This window comes from Cellulomonas sp. KU4C (assembly GCF_056868065.1).
Genome location: NZ_CP200322.1, coordinates 2,800,372 through 2,817,945 on the forward strand (window position 1 = coordinate 2,800,372; position 17,574 = coordinate 2,817,945).

19 protein-coding genes are annotated in these 17,574 nt (G+C 77.1%); 13 read left to right on the forward strand and 6 right to left on the reverse strand.

Annotated elements, in window-relative coordinates; all coding sequences use genetic code 11:
• Window positions 1-32: 32 nt before the first annotated feature.
• From AC1VL8_RS13190 to AC1VL8_RS13250, 13 genes are all read left to right on the forward strand, one after another.
• On the forward strand, window positions 33-1,139 hold the full coding sequence (locus AC1VL8_RS13190) for a WxL protein peptidoglycan domain-containing protein (RefSeq protein WP_483075468.1): 1,107 nt from the start codon (window positions 33-35) through the stop codon (window positions 1,137-1,139).
• A gap of 88 nt (window positions 1,140-1,227) precedes the next feature.
• Window positions 1,228-2,238 (forward strand): sugar phosphate isomerase/epimerase family protein, encoded by a 1,011-nt coding sequence (locus AC1VL8_RS13195; protein ID WP_483075469.1) that lies wholly within the window; start codon window positions 1,228-1,230, stop codon window positions 2,236-2,238.
• A complete protein-coding gene (locus AC1VL8_RS13200) occupies window positions 2,235-3,398 on the forward strand; it encodes an inositol-3-phosphate synthase (RefSeq protein WP_483075470.1) in 1,164 nt (387 codons plus the stop codon). Before AC1VL8_RS13195 ends, AC1VL8_RS13200 begins: the two co-directional genes overlap by 4 nt.
• A complete protein-coding gene (locus tag AC1VL8_RS13205) occupies window positions 3,395-4,297 on the forward strand; it encodes an SCO3242 family prenyltransferase (RefSeq protein ID WP_483075471.1) in 903 nt (300 codons plus the stop codon). The genes AC1VL8_RS13200 and AC1VL8_RS13205 overlap by 4 nt, the downstream gene beginning before the upstream one ends.
• A complete protein-coding gene (locus tag AC1VL8_RS13210) occupies window positions 4,294-5,211 on the forward strand; it encodes a sugar phosphate isomerase/epimerase family protein (RefSeq protein WP_483075472.1) in 918 nt (305 codons plus the stop codon). The genes AC1VL8_RS13205 and AC1VL8_RS13210 overlap by 4 nt, the downstream gene beginning before the upstream one ends.
• A gap of 14 nt (window positions 5,212-5,225) precedes the next feature.
• A complete protein-coding gene (locus tag AC1VL8_RS13215) occupies window positions 5,226-5,993 on the forward strand; it encodes an EboA domain-containing protein (protein WP_483075473.1) in 768 nt (255 codons plus the stop codon).
• Entirely contained in the window at window positions 5,993-6,868 is an 876-nt protein-coding gene (locus AC1VL8_RS13220; RefSeq protein ID WP_483075474.1) for a TatD family hydrolase, read from the forward strand. Before AC1VL8_RS13215 ends, AC1VL8_RS13220 begins: the two co-directional genes overlap by 1 nt.
• Window positions 6,865-8,082, forward strand: a complete 1,218-nt coding sequence (eboE, locus tag AC1VL8_RS13225) for a metabolite traffic protein EboE (protein ID WP_389228340.1) — start codon at window positions 6,865-6,867, stop codon at window positions 8,080-8,082. Before AC1VL8_RS13220 ends, eboE begins: the two co-directional genes overlap by 4 nt.
• Entirely contained in the window at window positions 8,079-9,491 is a 1,413-nt protein-coding gene (locus AC1VL8_RS13230; RefSeq protein WP_483075475.1) for an alkaline phosphatase family protein, read from the forward strand. The genes eboE and AC1VL8_RS13230 overlap by 4 nt, the downstream gene beginning before the upstream one ends.
• Window positions 9,492-9,522: 31 nt before the next feature.
• Window positions 9,523-9,984: a helix-turn-helix domain-containing protein gene (locus AC1VL8_RS13235; RefSeq protein WP_483075476.1), complete on the forward strand. Its 462-nt coding sequence runs from the start codon at window positions 9,523-9,525 to the stop codon at window positions 9,982-9,984.
• Complete coding sequence (locus tag AC1VL8_RS13240; RefSeq protein WP_483075477.1) at window positions 9,981-10,394, forward strand: HepT-like ribonuclease domain-containing protein; 414 nt, start codon at window positions 9,981-9,983, stop codon at window positions 10,392-10,394. Before AC1VL8_RS13235 ends, AC1VL8_RS13240 begins: the two co-directional genes overlap by 4 nt.
• A 42-nt stretch (window positions 10,395-10,436) precedes the next feature.
• Window positions 10,437-11,933, forward strand: a complete 1,497-nt coding sequence (locus AC1VL8_RS13245; RefSeq protein WP_483075478.1) for an RNB domain-containing ribonuclease — start codon at window positions 10,437-10,439, stop codon at window positions 11,931-11,933.
• 58 nt (window positions 11,934-11,991) lie between these two features.
• Window positions 11,992-12,504, forward strand: coding sequence for a GNAT family N-acetyltransferase (locus AC1VL8_RS13250; protein ID WP_389228349.1), 513 nt, complete (start codon window positions 11,992-11,994; stop codon window positions 12,502-12,504).
• Window positions 12,505-12,514: 10 nt separating this feature from the next.
• Here the strand turns inward: AC1VL8_RS13250 and AC1VL8_RS13255 are convergent, their stop codons facing one another.
• The 6 genes from AC1VL8_RS13255 to AC1VL8_RS13280 form a co-directional block, all read right to left on the reverse strand.
• The gene (locus AC1VL8_RS13255; RefSeq protein ID WP_483075479.1) at window positions 12,515-12,829 is read right to left on the reverse strand and encodes a DUF3349 domain-containing protein; all 315 of its coding nucleotides are present in this window, start codon (window positions 12,827-12,829) and stop codon (window positions 12,515-12,517) included.
• Window positions 12,830-12,839: 10 nt separating this feature from the next.
• Window positions 12,840-13,142, reverse strand: a complete 303-nt coding sequence (locus tag AC1VL8_RS13260; protein WP_483075480.1) for a hypothetical protein — start codon at window positions 13,140-13,142, stop codon at window positions 12,840-12,842.
• Complete coding sequence (locus tag AC1VL8_RS13265; protein WP_483075481.1) at window positions 13,142-14,368, reverse strand: inorganic phosphate transporter; 1,227 nt, start codon at window positions 14,366-14,368, stop codon at window positions 13,142-13,144. Before AC1VL8_RS13265 ends, AC1VL8_RS13260 begins: the two co-directional genes overlap by 1 nt.
• Window positions 14,369-14,447: 79 nt before the next feature.
• Window positions 14,448-15,458: an aromatic acid exporter family protein gene (locus AC1VL8_RS13270; protein ID WP_483075482.1), complete on the reverse strand. Its 1,011-nt coding sequence runs from the start codon at window positions 15,456-15,458 to the stop codon at window positions 14,448-14,450.
• An 89-nt stretch (window positions 15,459-15,547) separates the two neighbouring features.
• The gene (locus AC1VL8_RS13275; protein WP_483075483.1) at window positions 15,548-15,889 is read right to left on the reverse strand and encodes a hypothetical protein; all 342 of its coding nucleotides are present in this window, start codon (window positions 15,887-15,889) and stop codon (window positions 15,548-15,550) included.
• A 48-nt stretch (window positions 15,890-15,937) separates the two neighbouring features.
• Window positions 15,938-17,566: a methyl-accepting chemotaxis protein gene (locus AC1VL8_RS13280; protein WP_483075484.1), complete on the reverse strand. Its 1,629-nt coding sequence runs from the start codon at window positions 17,564-17,566 to the stop codon at window positions 15,938-15,940.
• Between the last annotated feature and the right edge of the window lie 8 nt (window positions 17,567-17,574).

The following is a 17,574-nucleotide window of genomic DNA, read 5'->3' on the forward strand; positions in this document are numbered from 1 at the left end:
CCTGCTCCGCCCCGCACGAGAGGTGTCCCGTCGTGACCCCGACGTCCCGCGTCCCCGCCGTCCTCGCCGTGCTGGCCGCCCTCGCGCTGGGCGCGGCGCCGGCCGCCGCTGCTGCTGCTGCCGCGCCCGCCGCTGCTGGTGCCGTCGCGCCCGCCGCCGTCGAGCCGCCGCCCGCCGCGGCCGCCACCCAGGTCTCCTGGGGCGTGCGCCCGGCCGACACCGTGCACGGCGCCGAGCGCCCGAACTTCGCCTACTCGCTGCCGCCCGGCGGCACCCTCACCGACGCGATCGTCCTGACCAACAAGGGCGACGCCCCCCTCGCGCTCGACGTGTACGCCGCGGACGGCTTCCTCACCCCGGACGGCACCCTCGACCTGCTGGAGGCGGGGGAGCAGTCCACCGCCCTCGGGGCGTGGGTCGACGTCGCCAGCCCGCAGGTCGTCGTCGAGCCCGGGGCGAGCGTCGAGGTGCCGTTCACGCTCACCGTGCCCGCGGACGCCCAGCCCGGCGACTACGCCGCGGGCGTCGTGTCCACGCTGCTGGTCGAGAACGCCGCCGGCGTCAGCGTCGACCGCCGGCTCGGCTCGCGCATGCACGTGCGCGTCGGCGGCGACCTCGCCCCCGCGCTGCTCGTGTCGGGCGTCGACGTCGACTACCGCGCCGGCGCGAACCCCGTCGCCCCCGGCAGCGCCACCGTCACGTTCACCGTCACCAACACCGGCAACGCGCGCATCGCCCCCGCCGAGGAGGTCCGGGTCGCCGGCCTGCTCGGCCTCGGCGGGGTGCGCGCCGCGGCCGTCGACGTGCCCGAGCTGATCCCCGGTGCGTCCGTCGAGCGCAGCGTCGTCGTCGACGGCGTCTGGCCCCTCGTCCGGGCGACCGCCAGCGTCGCCCTCGGCGGCACCGTCGTGGCCCTGCCGGGCGCCACCGACGACGCGGCCGCCGCCCCGGGGGTGCCCGGCGTCGTCGCCAGCGGCGCCGACTGGGCGGTGCCGTGGGTCGCGCTCGCCGTCCTCGCCCTGCTCGTCGCCCTCGTGGTGCTGCGGGTCCGCGCGCGCCGGCGGCGCACGGCCCGCCGGCAGCGCGAGCTCGACGACGCGGTCGCCGCCGCGCTGGCCGCCCGGGGGGCGACGACGTGACCTGAGCGCCCGCCCGCCCGCCGACCGACCCCGCATCATCGACGTGCGGGGAGCACACCCCCCCACCGTTCTCGACGAGGAGACCGACATGGCACGCCCGATCACCCTGTTCACCGGCCAGTGGGCCGACCTGCCGTTCGAGGAGGTCGCCCGGCTCGCCGCCGGCTGGGGCTACGACGGCCTCGAGATCGCCTGCTGGGGCGACCACCTCGACCCCTGGCGCTGGGACGACGACGCCTACGTGCAGAGCCGCCTCGACATCCTCGAGCGGCACGGCCTGAAGGTCTGGGCGATCTCCAACCACCTCAAGGGCCAGGCCGTCTGCGACGACCCGATCGACCAGCGGCACCGCGACATCCTCCCCGACGTCGTGTGGGGCGACGGCGACCCCGAGGGCGTCCGGCAGCGCGCCGCCCAGGAGATGCAGCACACGGCCCGGCTCGCCGCGAGGCTCGGCGTCGACACCGTCGTCGGGTTCACCGGGTCGTCGATCTGGAAGTACGTCGCGATGTTCCCGCCCGTGTCCGCGGCGGCGATCGACGCGGGGTACCAGGACTTCGCCGACCGGTGGAACCCGATCCTCGACGTGTTCGACGAGGTGGGCGTGCGGTTCGCCCACGAGGTGCACCCCAGCGAGATCGCCTACGACTACTGGACGACCGTGCGCACCCTCGAGGCGATCGGCCACCGCGAGGCGTTCGGGCTCAACTGGGACCCCAGCCACATGGTCTGGCAGGACCTCGACCCCGTCGGGTTCCTCTGGGACTTCCGGGACCGGATCTACCACGTCGACTGCAAGGACACGAAGAAGCGGATGGCCAACGGCCGCAACGGCCGGCTCGGGTCGCACCTCGCGTGGGCGGACCCCCGCCGCGGCTGGGACTTCATCTCCACCGGCCACGGCGACGTGCCCTGGGAGGACGCGTTCCGCACGCTCAACACCATCGGGTACACCGGGCCGATCTCCGTCGAGTGGGAGGACGCCGGGATGGACCGCCTCGTCGGCGCGCCCGAGGCGCTCGCGTTCGTCCGGCGGCTCGCGTTCGACGCCCCCGACGCCGCGTTCGACGCCGCGTTCAGCACGAAGGGGGACGCGTGACCGGCCACCGCACCGGCCTGTGGCTCGTCGGCGCCCGGGGGTCCGTCGGCACGACCGCCGCGCTCGGGCTCGCCGCGCTCGCCCAGGGGCACGCGACCGCCGAGGGCTGCGTGACCGCGGCGCCGCCGTTCGCCGGGCTCGGGCTGCCCGCCTGGGACGACCTGGTGGTCGGCGGCCACGACGTGTCCGACGTGTCCCTGACCAAGCACGCCGAGGCGCTCGTCGACGCCGGGATGGTCCCCGCCCCGCTGCTCGCCGCCACCGCGCACACCCTCGACGCCGCGGACGCCGAGATCCGCCCCGGGCACCGCGGGCTGCTCGCCCCCGGCGAGTCCCAGGCGGACGTCGCCCGCCGGCTCGCCGCCGACATCACCGGGTTCGCCGACCGGCACGACCTCGCGCGGGTCGTCGTCGTCGACGTGTCGTCGACGGAGCCGATCGCCGAGCACGTGCCCGAGCACGACGACCCCGACGCCCTGCTCGCCGCGCTCGAGGAATCCGACCGGGTCGTGCTCCCGCCGTCCGCGGTCACCGCCTGGGCCGCCCTGCTCGCCGGTGCCCCCTACGCGGGCTTCACGCCGTCGGCCGGGATGGGGCTGCCCGCGCTCCAGGCGCTCGCCCGCGACCGGGGCGTGCCCGTCGCCGGGCAGGACGGCAAGACCGGGCAGACGTGGCTGCGGACCGTCCTCGCCCCGGCGTTCACCGACCGCGGGCTGCGGGTGCTGTCGTGGGCCGGCACCAACCTGCTCGGCGGCGGCGACGGCGCCACCCTCGCCGACCCCGAGGCCGTGCGGTCCAAGCTCGCGTCCAAGACCCGCGGGCTGCGCGACCTCACCGGGTCCGAGGTCACGCCCCTGCACATCGACCACGTCCCCGACCTCGGGGACATCAAGGTCGCCTGGGACCACGTGCACGCCCGCGGGTTCCTCGGCTCGCGGATCACCCTCCAGACGACGTGGAGCGCGCACGACTCGATGCTCGCCGCGCCGATGGTCCTCGACCTCGCGCGGCTGCTCGCCCTCGCGCACGCCGCCGGGGTCGCCGGGGTCGTGCCCGAGCTCGGGTACTTCTTCAAGGACCCCTGGGGCTCCGACCGGCACGCGGCCGCCGACCAGGCCGACCAGCTCGTGCGGTGGGCCGTCCGGCTCGGGGCGGCGTGACGACGGCCGACGGGGCGCGGGCCCGGCTGCGCGACCACCTCGAGCTCGTCCGCGCCCCCGCCGTCCTGACCGTGCTCGGGGACACCGTCGCCGGTGCCGCCCGGGCCGGGCACCCCGCCACCGCCCGGCGTGCGCTCCTGCCCGCCGCGTCCGCGTGCCTCTACGCCGGGGGGATGGCGCTCAACGACTGGGCCGACCGGGACCTGGACGCCGTCGAGCGACCCGAGCGCCCCGTCCCGTCCGGGCGGATCAGCGCCGGGCGCGCCCTCGCGGTCGCCGGGACCCTCGGCGCCACCGGCCTCGCGCTCGCCGCCGCCGGGGGCGGGCACCGGGCGCTGGCCGTCGCGGTGCCGCTCGCCGCGAGCATCTGGCTCTACGACGCGCGCCTCAAGGACACCCCCGCCGGGCCCGCGGCGATGGCGGCGTGCCGCGGGCTCGACGTCCTGCTCGGCGCCGGCGTCGGGCACCTGCGCGCCGCCGCGCCCGCCGCCGCGGCCCTGGCCGCGCACACCGCCGGGGTCACCGCGCTGTCCCGCGGCGAGGTGCACGGGACCAGCCGGGCCGTCGCCGCCGCGGTCGCCGCCGGGACTGTCGCGGTGAGCGGGTTGGTCGGGGCGTCCCGCGGGGCGGCGCCCGCCGGCGCGGTGGTCGCCACCGGGCTCGCGCTCACGGCGTACCTCGCCGCGACCCTCCCCGCCCAGGTGGCCGCCGCGCGCGAGCCCGTCGCAGGCCGCGCCCGCGCCGCCACCGGCGCGGGGATCCGGGCGATGGTGCCGCTCCAGGCCGCCGTCGCCGCCCGCGCGGGTCACCCGCGGGCCGCCGTCGCCCTCGGCGCGGTCGCCCTCACCGGGACCCTGCTCCGTCGCGCCGCCGGGCACCGGGCGGTGAGCGAGACATGAGGCACCCCGCGCTCCCGTTCGCCCTCGGGTACGGGACCAACGGGCTCGGCGACCACCCCCTGCCCGCCGCCCTCGACCTCCTCGAGCACGAGGGGTACGACGCCGTCGCCCTCACCCTCGGGTTCCCGCACCTCGGCCCCGGCGCCACGCCCGCCGAGCTCGCCGCCCTGCGCCACCGGCTCGCCCGTGCCCACGACGGCCGCGGGATGCGCGTCGCCGTCGAGACCGGCACCCGCTACCTCCTCGACCCCCGCCGCAAGCACGCACCCGCCCTCGTCGACGCCGACGCCGGCCCCCGGATCCGCTACCTGCGGCGCGCCGTCGAGGTCGCCGCGGCCCTCGGCGCCGACACCGTCCAGCTGTTCTCCGGCGTCCTCGAACCCGGCACCACGCACGCCACCGGAGCAGACCGCCTGCGCGACCGGCTGCCCGCGCTCGTCGCCCACGCCGCCGACCACGGCGTGCGCCTCGCGCTGGAGCCCGAGCCCGGCATGCTCGTCGAGACCGTCCAGGACGCCTTGCGCCTGCACGCCGACCTCGGCGCGCCCACCGCGCTCGGGCTCACCGTCGACATCGGGCACTGCCTCGTCGTCGAGCCCGGCGGCGTGATCGGCGCCCTCGCCGCCGCCGGACCCCACCTCGCCCACGTCCAGATCGACGACATGCCGAGCACGCACCACGAGCACCTGCCGTTCGGCGAGGGCGACCTCGACCTGCCGGCAGCACTCGACGCGCTCGCGGCCCTGCCGGGCTACACCGGGATCGTCGGCGTCGAGCTGCCCCGGCACTCCTGGGACGCGCCCCGCCAGGTCCGCGCCGCCCGCACCGCGCTCCACCGCGCCTGGTCCGACCGGGCCGACCGGCCCGACCGGGCCGAACCCGTCCCCACCCCGGACCCCGTCCCCACCCCCTGAACCCGGAGGTCACCGTGACGCCGACGACGTCGTCCGCACCCCGCACCCCCCGACCCGGCGCCGGCCCCCGACCCGGCGCCGGCCCCCGACCCGGCGCCGGCGCGTCCGGCCCGCCCGCCGTGGTGGCCGCCGCGACCGCACCACCGACCGGCTGGCTCGCCGACGCCGTTGCCGAGGTGCGCCACGACCCGGGCGCCGCCGGTCGGCTGCTCCCGCTCGCCGGACGCCGCGTCGGGCGCGCGGCGCTGCGGCCCGACGAGGACCCGGCCGGGACCGTGCACGGCACCCAGGACGACGCCGCCCGCGCCGCGCTGGTGCTCGCCGTCGCCCACGCCCTCGCCGACGACCCGCCGGCCCTCGCCGACGCGCTCGTGACGCTCTACCAGGACGGCGACGCGACCGAGCGGCGCGGGCTCCTGCGCGGGCTCGACGCCCTCACCAGCACCACCGACGCCGTCCCCGGCCCCGTCGTCGCCGCCGGGCGCGCGCTCGCCGCCGACGCCCTGCGCGCCAACGACACCGCCCTCGTCGCCGCGGCCGTCGGACCGTTCGCCGCCGCCCACCTCGACCAGCACGCCTGGCGGCACGCCGTCATCAAGCTCGTGTTCCAGCAGACCAGCCTCGACGCCGTCGCCGCCCTCACCGAGCGCGCCGACGCCGAGCTCGCGCGCATGGCCACCGACCTCGCCGCCGAACGCCGCGCCGCCGGCCGGGCCGTCCCCGCCGACCTCGCGCGGATCGGCGCCGCCCCCTCGACCACCGCCCACCCCCTGGAGTCCTGATGCGCATCCTCGACCCGCACATCCACATGACCAGCCGCACCACCGACGACTACGAGGCCATGTACGCCGCGGGCGTGCGCGCCGTCGTCGAGCCGGCGTTCTGGCTCGGGCAGCCGCGCACCGGTGTCGGCTCGTTCGTCGACTACTTCGACGCCCTGCTCGGCTGGGAGCGGTTCCGGGCGGCGCAGTTCGGGATCCGGCACCACGCGACGATCGCCCTGAACCCGAAGGAGGCGAACGACCCGCGGTGCGCCGAGGTGCTCGACGTGGTCCCGCGGTACCTGGCGAAGGAGGGCGTCGTGGCGGTCGGGGAGGTCGGCTACGACGCCATGACCCCGGCCGAGGACGAGGCGTTCACGCGGCAGCTCGCGATGGCGCGGGACGCCGGGCTCCCGGTGCTCGTGCACACCCCGCACCGGGACAAGCAGGCCGGCACCCGCCGGACCCTCGACGTCGTCCGGGAGTCGGGCCTGCCCCCGGAGCACGTGCTCGTCGACCACCTCAACGAGACGACGGTCGCCGCCGTCCGGGACGCGGGTGCGTGGGCCGGGTTCTCGATCTACCCGGACACGAAGATGGACGAGCACCGCATGGTGGCGATCCTGCGCGAGTACGGCACCGAGCGGGTGCTGGTGAACTCCGCGGCCGACTGGGGCCGGTCCGAGCCGCTGAAGACCTGGCGGACCGGCGTGACGATGCTCGAGCAGGGCTTCACCGAGGACGACGTCGACCGGGTGCTCTGGCGGAACCCGGTGGAGTTCTACGGCCAGTCCGGCAACCTGGTGCTCGACCCCGTCCCCGGCTTCGTGGCGCAGGCACCGCCCGCCCCGGCGACGTTCGAGGGCTCGTCCGTGCTGCGCGGGGTGCGCGCATGACCATGCCGCTGTCCTACTGCACCAACGTCCACCCCGCCGAGGACCTCGACGGCGTGCTCGACCAGCTCGACCGGTACGCCGGACCCGTGCGGCAGGCCGCCGGGCTGGACACGCTCGGCGTCGGCCTGTGGCTGCCCGCGGACCTCGCGCACCGGCTCGCCGCGAGCCCCGCCGACCGGGACCGGCTGCGCACCGCGCTGGCGGCGCACCGGCTGACCGTCCACACGCTCAACGCGTTCCCGTACGGCGGCTTCCACGCGGAGGTCGTGAAGCACGCGGTGTACTCGCCGACCTGGGCGGACCCCGCGCGCGCCGCCTACACGCTCGCGTGCGCCGAGGTGCTCGCCGACCTGCTGCCCGACGGCGTCGACGGGTCCATCTCGACCCTGCCGCTCGCCTGGCGCGAGCCGTGGACCGCCACGGACGACGCGGCCGCGACGGCGGCGCTGGCGTCGGTGTCGGCGGGCCTGCGCGACCTGGCCGCGCGCACGGGCCGCACCGTGCGGCTGGCCGTCGAGCCCGAGCCCGGCTGCGTCCTCGACACCGTCGCCGACGTGGTCGGCTGGCTCGAGCCCCGGCTCGGCACGGGCGCGGGCCAGATCGACCCCGAGCACGTCGGCGTCTGCCTGGACACCTGCCACCTGGCGGTGTCGTTCGCCGACCCCGTGGCTGCCGTCCGCCGCATCCGGCAGGCGGGCCTGCGGGTGGTGAAGGTGCAGGCGTCCGCGGCGCTGCACGTCGACGACCCCGCCGACCCGGTCGCGCGCGCCGCCGTGGCCCGGTTCGCCGAGCCGCGGTACCTGCACCAGGTGCGCGAGCGCAGCGGGGGGACCGTCCACCCGGCGGACGACCTGCCCGACGCCCTCGACGCCCGCACCGGGCTGCCGGGCGCCGGTCCGTGGCGGGTGCACGTGCACGTCCCGCTGCACGCCCGCCCGGCGGCGCCGCTGTCCGCCACCACCGACGTGCTGCGCGACGCCGTCACCGCCGTCCTGCGCGGGCCGCACGGCGACGCCGCGCACCTGGACGTCGAGACCTACACCTGGGCCGTGCTGCCCGACGACCTCGCGGCCCGCGCCGCCGACGACCTCGTGGCCGGCATCGCCGCCGAGGTCCGGTGGGCGGCCGACCACCTCGACCTCGCCTCGTGGTGGGGAGCCGAGGACGACAGCGACGACGACCTCCACCCCCCGACCGTCCGGAGGACCGCATGAGGCCCCTGCTCCTGCTCGACGTCGTCGGGCTCACCCCGCGCGCCCTCGCGCACATGCCGCGGCTGGCCCGCCTGGCCGACGGCGGCTGGCGTGCGGGCCTGCGCACCGTCCTGCCCGCCGTGACCTGCTCCGTGCAGTCGACGATGCTCACCGGGCTCGCGCCGTCAGGGCACGGCGTCGTCGGCAACGGCTGGTACTTCCGCGAGCTCGGCGAGGTGCACCTGTGGCGGCAGCACAACCGCCTGGTCGCGGGGGAGAAGGTCTGGGAGACCGCCCGCCGGGCCGATCCGACGTACACCGCCGCCAACGTCTGCTGGTGGTACGCGATGGGCATGTCCACGGACGTCACCGTGACCCCGCGGCCCGTCTACCACGCGGACGGACGCAAGTCGCCGGACGCCTACGTGCGCCCGCCGGCCCTGCACGACGAGCTCGTCGACCGGCTCGGGGCGTTTCCCCTGTTCCAGTACTGGGGGCCCACGGCGTCGATCGCGTCGACGGAGTGGATCGTGGCCGCCACCCGGCACCTCATGGCGACCCGGCCCACCGACCTGACGATGGCCTACGTCCCGCACCTCGACTACGACCTGCAGCGGTTCGGCCCGCTCGACCCGCGCGCCGACGCCGCGGCCGCCGCCCTCGACCGGGCGCTCACGCCGCTGCTCGACGACGCCGAGGCCCGTGGCGTCACCGTGCTCGCCGTGTCGGAGTACGGCATCGAGGCCGCCTCCCGCCCGGTGCACCTCAACCGGCTGCTCCGCGAGGAGGGGCTGCTGCACGTCTACACCCAGGCGAACGGCGAGCAGCTCGACCCCTGGACCTCCCGCGCGTTCGCCGTCGCCGACCACCAGGTCGCGCACGTCTACGTCGCCGACCCCGACGACGTCCCGCGGGTCGCCGCCCTGCTCCGCGGCGTCCCGGGCGTCGACGAGGTGCTCGACCGCGCCGCCCAGGCCCGGTACGGGCTCGACCACGACCGCTCCGGCGAGCTCGTCGTGGTCGCCGAACCCGGCGCCTGGTTCACCTACTCCTTCTGGCTCGACGACGACCGGGCCCCGGACTACGCGCGCGGCGTCGACATCCACCGCAAGCCCGGCTACGACCCGGCCGAGCTGTTCTTCGCCGACGGTGCCGCCAAGGCCCGCGCCGGGCTCAACCTGGTGAAGAAGAAGCTCGGGCTGCGGTACGCGATGTCGACGACGCCGCTCGACCCGGCGCGGGTCGCGGGCACCCACGGGCGGCTGCCCACCTCGGCCGCCGACGCCCCGGTCGTGCTGTGCTCCGACCCCGACGTCCCGCCCGTCGTGGCGGCGGCGCTCGCGGACGCCGGCGCGGTGCCGGCGGCGGCGATCCGGTCCGCGGTGCTGGAGCTCCAGGGACTCGGCGCGGTCGCGGCCCCGGGGCGGTGACGCGCGATCACGCCGTTGTTATCGTGTCGGTATGACGGAGCGGCCGATCGGTGACCTGGTGCGTGCGCGGCGGTCGATGCTGGGCCTCTCGCAGCGCGCGCTCGCCGAGGCGTCGGGGGTCGCGCAGCCGCTCATCTCGGCGATCGAGTCAGGCCGGAGGCAGGCGACCTCGACGTCGGCGGCCGCCCTGCTGGCCGTGCTCCCGCTCCGGCCGTCCGTGGCGCTGGACCGCCGACGAGCCGAGGTCGCCGCTGCGGTTCGACGCCACGGCGGCCGCGACGCGGTGGTCTTCGGCTCGGTGGCACACGGGACGGATGCGCCGGGCTCCGACCTCGACCTCATGGTCGCGTTCGCCGACGGGCGCGACATCGTCGACCTGCTCGCGCTGCAGGCGGAGCTCGAGGAGCTGCTCACCGTGCCGGTGGACGTCGTGTCTGCCGGCTCGACCGGACCTGTCGCGGACCGGGCCCGCAGCGAGGCGGTCGCCCTGTGACCGAGGACGACCGGGTCGCGCGTCGCCTCGGTGACCTGCGTGCGTTCGGCGCGGAGGCGCGGTACGTGGTGGGGCGCGGGCGTGACGCGTACCTCGCCCAGGGTCCCGAGGGCACGTTGCTTCGCAACGCCGGGGAACGGGTCCTGATCAAGGTCGCGACCGTGGTCGAGAAGCTGCCCGAGAGGTTCAAGGCAGAGCACGAGGACGTCCCCTGGGTCGCGATCTCGCGGATGCGGAACCTCGTCGCGCATCACTACGACAAGGTCAACGACGACGTCATGTGGGCTGCGCTCGCGGTACGGGTCCCGGAGATGCTCGGCGCGCTTGGTCTGCGCGAGCCGGGCACGGGTCACGGCGCCGTCGACCCGGGACCGGCCTCGCCCATGCCGCCCGGCACCGGTCCAGGCTGAGCCCACCCGGCGCCCGCCCGCGTCCCGCCCTAGGCTCGCCGCGTGCCCCGACGTCACGTCCGCCTCCGCCCCGCACCCACCGCCGCCGACGACGCCCGCCGGGTCGATGCCGCGGTCCGCGCGGGACTCGACGCCCTGCGTTCCGAGCTCGACGTCCCGGCGGCGTTCCCGGCCGAGGTGCTGGCGGAGGTCGACGCCGTGCTCGCCGCCGGTCCGGCACCTGGGCCCGCGGGTGCGGCCGAGCGCGTGGACGCCACCGACGTCCCGTTCGTGACGATCGACCCCGAGGGCTCCCGCGACCTCGACCAGGCCGTGCACCTGGAGCGCCGCGGCGCCGGCTACCGCGTGCGGTACGCCATCGCCGACGTCGCCGCCTGGGTGCGCCCGGGCGGGGCGGTCGACGCCGAGGCGCGCCGCCGGGTCGTCACCCTGTACGCGCCCGACGGCCGGACGCCCCTGCACCCGCCGCGGCTGTCCGAGGGCGCCGCCAGCCTGCTGCCGGGCCAGGACGCGCCCGCCCTGGTCTGGGAGGTCGACCTCGACGCCGACGGCGCGCCCACCGACGTCCGCGTCGTGCGCGCCACCGTCCGCAGCCGCGCGCAGCTCACCTACGAGGGCGCGCAGCGGGCGCTCGACGACGGCACCGCCGACGACGTGCTCGTGCTGCTGCGGGCGGTCGGGCGGCTCCGGCAGGCCGCCGAGGTCGCCCGGGGCGGGCTCACGCTCCCCACGCCCGAGCAGGTCGTCGAGGTCGACGCGCGTGGTCGGTGGACGCTCACCAGCCGCGCCACCCTGCCGGTCGAGGAGTGGAACGCCCAGATCTCGTTGCTCACGGGCACCTGCGCCGCGCGGATCATGCTCGACGCGGGGGTCGGCGTCCTGCGCACGCTGCCGCCCGCCGACCCGCGCGACGTCGAGCGCCTGCGGTCCACCGCGCGGGCGCTGGGTGTGCCCTGGCCGGAGGGCGCCGACCACGCCGCGGTCGTCCGGGGGCTCGATGCGGCGGTCCCCGCGCACGCCGCGCTGCTCACCGAGGCCACCACGCTGCTGCGCGGCGCCGCGTACGTGGCGTTCGACGGCGTGCCCCCGGAGCAGCCGCTGCACGCCGCGATCGCCGCGCCCTACGCGCACACGACGGCGCCGCTGCGCCGGCTGGTCGACCGGTTCGTGGGCGAGGTGTGCGTCGCCGCGTCGGCCGGCACCGAGGTCCCGACCTGGGCGCGCGAGGCCCTGCCCGACCTGCCCGGGCTGATGGCGGCGGGGGACCGGCGGGCCTCGGCGTACGACCGCGGGTGCGTCGACCTGGTCGAGGCGGCGCTGCTCGGCGACCGGGTCGGCGAGGAGTTCGACGGCGTGGTCGTCGACGTGCGCGACGACGGCGACAGCGGCGTCGTGCAGCTGCGCGAGCCCCCGGTGCGCGGGCGCCTCGCCGGCGCGGCGCTGCCCCTCGGCACGGACGTGCGGGTGCGGCTCGACGCGGCGTCGGTGCCGGAGCGCACGGTGCGGTTCGTGCTCGACGGCGGGGCCCCGGGGGCCTGACCGCATTCGGGACGGCGCTCGGGACGGCGTGCTGCTCCGCGTCGGTACCGTGGCGCCCGTGCCCCTCGACCTGCGCGCCTACGCCCCGTCCGACGCCGAGGCGCTGACGGACCTGCTGCACCGGTCGTACGCCGGGCTCGCCGAGCGCGGCCTGAACTTCACGGCGGCGACCCAGGACGTCGAGCTGACCCGGTGGCGCGCGGCGGCGGGGCCGACCTGGCTGCTCGCCGACGGCGACGCCCCGGTCGCCACGCTGACGCTGTCCCTGCCGCCGGCGACGTTCCTGCAGGGCCTCACCGCCGAGGCCGCGGCGCCCGGGCGGGCCTGGCTGAACCAGATGGCGGTGGCCCCGGAGCACCGCGGGCAGGGGCACGCCCGCCGGCTCCTCGAGGCTGCCCTGGCGCACGCGGTCGAGGAGGGCGTGACGGCGGTCGGCGTCGACACGGCGGCGCCCGCGGCCGACCTGCTCGACCTCTACCGACGCTGGGGGTTCGCGGAGCGCGATCTCATCCGCTGGCCGGGCAAGACGTACGACAGCGTGGTGCTGGTCCGCGAGCTCGCGCCGGCGTGACGCGGGTCGGTCAGGCTCCCGGCCCGGCCAGCGGCCACCCGCCGCGCGCCAGGTGCGCGGACACGCGCGCCACGTCCTCCTCGGACGCCGCGTCGAGCGTCGCCTCTCCGACAAGGCGCTCCACGTCGCCCGTGGTGATCTGCGCCCCGCGGCTGGCGAGCACCGCCAGGTCACCGGCGATCTGGTGCACCTCGGCGTCCGTGAGGCTCCGCCGCAGCAGCCCCAGCAGCACGACGTAGTCCTGCTGCGGCACGCCCGTCGGGTAGCCCGCCCGGAGCCAGCGCAGCACGCGCGCGGGCCAGGTGCCCGTCCCCGCCTCCGTCATCGTCCGGCCCTCACGCCTTCTCGACGAGCAGCGGCCCGCCGCCGAGGAGAAGCTCGTGGCCGAGCCCCGACGCCACGACCACGGTGATGCCGAGCACCACGCCGGCGGCGGCCAGCGCGAAGCACAGCACCCCCAGGACGCGGCCGAGCGGGTGCGGTCGTGGCTGCACCCCCGCGGCGTGCTCCTCGGCGTCGCCGCCCGTGCCCCACGCCATCGAGCGCAGGCCCAGGGCGAACAGGGTCGGCAGCCCCGCGCCCAGCACCAGCGAGACCAGCAGCACCTGGCCGAGCATCCCCGTCTCCGTCGCCAGCATCAGCGCACCCCTCCCGTCGCGGCCGGCCGCCGCTCGCGGGCCGGCTCGTGCCACTCGTCGTTGACGTTGCCCGCGTGCACGGCGTCGCGCCGCGACCGGACGTACATCGCGCCGCTGAGCGCGAGCAGCACCAGCACCACCGCGACGGCGCCGAGCACGCCGCCGCCCAGCACGTGCGCGAGCCCCCAGGTGGCCGCGCCGACCAGGCCCGCGGCGGGCATCGTGATGAGCCACGCGACGCCCATCCGTCCGGCCACCCGCCAGCGCACGGTCGCACCGGGCCGGCCGACGCCCGCACCGAGCACGGAGCCCGTGGTGACCTGCGTCGTCGACAACGCCAGGCCGAGGTGGCTGGACACCAGGATGGTGGCGGCGGAGGCGGTCTCCGCGGCCATGCCCTGCGGCGGCGCGATGTCGATCAGCCCCTTGCCGAGGGTCCGGATGATGCGCCAGCCGCCCAGGTACGTGCCCAGCGCGATCGCCAGCGCGCACGCCACCTTGACCCAGAACGGGATCGCCGTGGTGCTGGTCCAGTGACCGGAGGCGATCAGCGCCAGCGTGATGACGCCCATCGTCTTCTGCGCGTCGTTGGTGCCGTGCGCGAGCGACACCAGGGAGGCGGAGCCGATCTGCCCCCACCGGAACCCGCGGTCGGTGTAGCGCGCGGCGACACCGACGGTGATCCGGTAGATCAGCCACGTCCCGGTCGCGGCGACCACGCCCGCCACGACCGGCGACGCCACTGCCGGGACGACGACCTTCCCGAGCAGCCCGTCGGGCTCGCCGCCCTCGCCGGTCCAGTGCACGGCGCCCCAGCCGAGGCCCGCGACCGTCGCGCCGATCAGGCCGCCGAACAGGGCGTGCGAGGAGCTGGACGGCAGGCCCAGCAGCCAGGTGAGCAGGTTCCACACGATCGCCCCGACCAGACCCGTGAGCACGATCAGCAGCAGGGCCGTCCCGCCGTCCTGCACGAGTTCAGGGCGGGGCGCCCCGTCGTCGTCCTGGATGCGGACGACGGCGTTCGAGACGGTCAGCGCGACCTCGACGGACAGGAACGCGCCGACGAGGTTGAGCACGGCGGAGAGCGTGACGGCGGCCCGCGGGGGCAGCGCGTGGGTGGCGATGGAGGTGGCCATCGCGTTGGCCGTGTCGTGGAACCCGTTCGTGAAGTCGAACGACAGGGCGACGACGACCACCAGGACCAGGAGGAGGGTTGCAGCGTCCACGGCGACCACCGTCCTCGCGGTCGGCGTGGTCCGCAGCCGGGGCACCGTCGCGTGGGCGAGTCGTCGCCCCGCGTTCACCTCAGGACGGCCCGGTGCCCTTCCCGTGGTCGAGCGCCCCGGGCCCGCCGAGCAGCCGGGTCAGGGTGACGACGAGCCCGTCGACGGGTCGGGTGGTCCCGCCCGCATCGGCGCGGTCCTCGGCGACCGCCTCCTGCACGGCGTCCAGGGCGGCCCGCAGCTGGTCGGCGGCCTCGTCCGCGGTGCCGTCGTCCCGCATGTCGCGTGCCATCGCGGCGGCGGCGTCGAGGGCGTCGGCGCCGGCGAGCGCGCCGGGGGTGCCGCACGCGCCGTCGACGTCGGGGTCGAGGTCGCGCAGGGCGGCGACGACGCGGTCGGCCTCGAGAGCGACGTCGGCGGCGGTGTCGAGGGCGTGCGCGTAGCCGTCCTGCCGCCGGCGCCACGTCTGGTAGCGGCGGGCGGACCAGTTGGCGAGGGCGGCCTCCTGGGCGTCCGAGACGGCGGCGGCCGCGAGGGAGCGCGCGGTGCGCAGCGGCTCGTCGGCGGGGACGTCGGTGGCGCGGTCCCGCAGGGCGGCGGCGAGCGCGGTGAGGTGCTCGACGGTGCCCTCGCGGACCCGGCTGAGCGCGCGGTCGGCGGGGGTGAGCGGCAGCTGGGGCAGGACGACGTTCACGCCGACGCCGACGAGCGCACCGACGAGGGTGAGGCCGATGTACGCGGACACGTACCCGACGGGGTCGCTGTCGCCGATCACGAGGACGAACAGCGCGGACGTCGGCACCCAGGAGCCCATCTCGCCCAGCGCGCGCCAGCCGCTGATCAGCATGCCGACGAGGACGACGGTGGCGAGCCCGGCGGCGGACGGCAGGGGCAGGGCGTCGGTGAGCCGGGCGACGACCGCGCCGATCGCGATGGCGAGCACGGCCTGCCAGGTGCGCCGGGTGGAGCCGCGCACGGAGACCGAGGTCGCGATGACGGCCCCGAGCGGCGCGTAGTAGGGGTACCCGCTCCACGGTCCGGGGACGAGCCCGACCAGGCCCCAGGCGAGCACGGCGGCGGTGGTGGTGCGCACGGACCGGGCGAGCCAGGGGGCGCGCGCGACGAACTGCGCCGTCCGGCGCGCGGCGACGCGGGGCGGGGGCAGCGGCGGCAGCGGGCGGTTCAGGACGCGGCCCGGTCGACGGCGTCGGGAGCGACGGGCGAGCCCGCGCGGCGCCGGCGGAGGTGGGCGCGCAGCAGCGCGTGCAGCACGACGTTGAGCACGGCGGCGCCGACGGCGACCGCCACCTGGGTGGCACCGGACCACGTGTCCGGGCCGAGCAGCGCGAGCACCGACCAGGGCGCGCCGAACGGCAGCACGGCGAGCAGGGCGAGCCCCGCGCCGATGTTCGCGTCGGGCGTCTCCCGGCTCGCGACGACGACCAGCAGCACGCTCAGGGCGAGCACGACGACGGCGTGCACGGTCAGCAGGACGGGCGGGCGGCGCGGTGCGGGGGAGGTCACGGACCCATCCTGCGCGACCGCACCCCCGCCCGCCCGCGCGCCCGTCGGTCAGTACCGGAAGGCCCCGACCCCGCGCTGGAGGTCCGCCGCCATCGCCGCGAGCTCGCGCATCGCGCCCTCGACCTGGATGAGCACGCCCGTGGACGTCTCGGCGGAGGACGCGACGCCGGTGATGTTCGTCGCGATCTCCCCGGAGCCGGTGGCGGCCTCGGCGACGGACCGGGACATCTCCGCGGTCGTCGCGGTCTGCTCCTCGACGGCCGAGGCGATGGTGAGCTGGTAGTCGTTGATCGACGCGATGATGTGCGCGATCTCGCCGATGGCCCCGACGGCGTCCCCGGTGTCGCCCTGGATGGCCTCGACCCGGCGCGCGATGTCCTCCGTGGCCCGCGCGGTCTCCTGCGCGAGCTCCTTGACCTCGCCGGCGACGACCGCGAAGCCCTTGCCCGCTTCGCCGGCGCGGGCGGCCTCGATGGTGGCGTTGAGCGCCAGCAGGTTGGTCTGCGCCGCGATCGTCGTGATGACCTTGACGACGTTGCCGATCTCCTGGCTGGACACACCGAGGCGCGCGACCTGCTCGTTGGTGCTCGCGGCGACGTCGGTCGCCTGCCCGGCGACCTTCGCGGCCTGGGCGGCGTTCTGCGAGATCTCGCGGATGGACGCGCCCATCTGCTCGGCGCCGGCGGCGACGGTCTGCACGTTGCGGGACACCTGCTCGGCGGCCGCCGCGACGACACCGGCCTGCGCGGAGGTGTCCTGCGACCGGGCGAGCACGGCGCCGCTGGCGCCGGACATGTGCTCGACCGCGCCGACGAGCCGGGTGGAGACGCCCGCGACGGAGGACAGGGTGCCGCGCAGCGACTCCTGGGCGGTCGCGAGCGCGCGGGCCATCCGGCCGAGCTCGTCGTCGGACCGCACGTCGGGGACCCGGGTGAGGTCGCCCGCGGCGAGCGCGTCGAGGGACGCGCCGACCGCGGCGACGGTGCGGACGATCTGCCGGGTGATGAGCGCCGCGAGCACGAACGCCACGGCGACGCCGCCCAGCAGCGCGGCGACGAGCAGCGTCCGGGTGCGGGAGACCAGGGCGGCGCCGGCCTCGAGCTCGACGCGCGCGTCGTCGGCCTTGGCCTCGGACTCGGCGGAGATCGCCTCGAGCGCCGCGTCGCCCTCCGGGTAGACGGCGTCGTCGTAGATCGCGCGCAGCGCGGTGTCGTCGGCCCCCGCGTCGGCGGCGGGGGCGAGCTCGTCGGCGAACGCCTCGACGAACGCGGTCGCGTGGGTCCGGGCGTCGGTGACGTGCGCCGGGTCGGAGGCGTGCACGGCGTAGTCGTCCACCAGGTCGAGGTAGGCGGTGTGCCGCTCGGCGATCTCCGCGGCGAGGGCGGGGCGGTCGGCGGCCGGGGTGAACGGGTAGAGGTTGACCCGCACCCGGGTGCCCTGCAGCTGGCGCTGGAGGTCGTCGAGCAGGTCGAGCGGCTGGACGTCCTGCTCGTAGAGCGCCTGCTGCCCGGCACCGAGCCGCTGCACGCTCGCGATCGCCAGCACCCCCATGCCGGCGGCGACCACGGTGAGCACCGCGACGACGGCGCCGATCTTCACGGCGAGCGGCCGCCCGGCGAACCAGGACGAGCGGGCGGGCGCGGGCGAGGCCGGGACGGGCGCGGCGGGGTCGGGCACGGGATCTC

Coding starts and splice junctions, on each gene's coding strand:
- AC1VL8_RS13210 (WP_483075472.1), top strand. CDS start 4,294: ATGAGGCACCCCGCGCTCCCGTTCGCCCTCGGGTACGGGACCAACGGG.
- AC1VL8_RS13220 (WP_483075474.1), top strand. CDS start 5,993: ATGCGCATCCTCGACCCGCACATCCACATGACCAGCCGCACCACCGAC.
- AC1VL8_RS13195 (WP_483075469.1), top strand. CDS start 1,228: ATGGCACGCCCGATCACCCTGTTCACCGGCCAGTGGGCCGACCTGCCG.
- AC1VL8_RS13255 (WP_483075479.1), bottom strand. CDS start 12,829: ATGACGGAGGCGGGGACGGGCACCTGGCCCGCGCGCGTGCTGCGCTGG.
- AC1VL8_RS13235 (WP_483075476.1), top strand. CDS start 9,523: ATGACGGAGCGGCCGATCGGTGACCTGGTGCGTGCGCGGCGGTCGATG.
- AC1VL8_RS13230 (WP_483075475.1), top strand. CDS start 8,079: ATGAGGCCCCTGCTCCTGCTCGACGTCGTCGGGCTCACCCCGCGCGCC.
- eboE (WP_389228340.1), top strand. CDS start 6,865: ATGACCATGCCGCTGTCCTACTGCACCAACGTCCACCCCGCCGAGGAC.
- AC1VL8_RS13260 (WP_483075480.1), bottom strand. CDS start 13,142: ATGCTGGCGACGGAGACGGGGATGCTCGGCCAGGTGCTGCTGGTCTCG.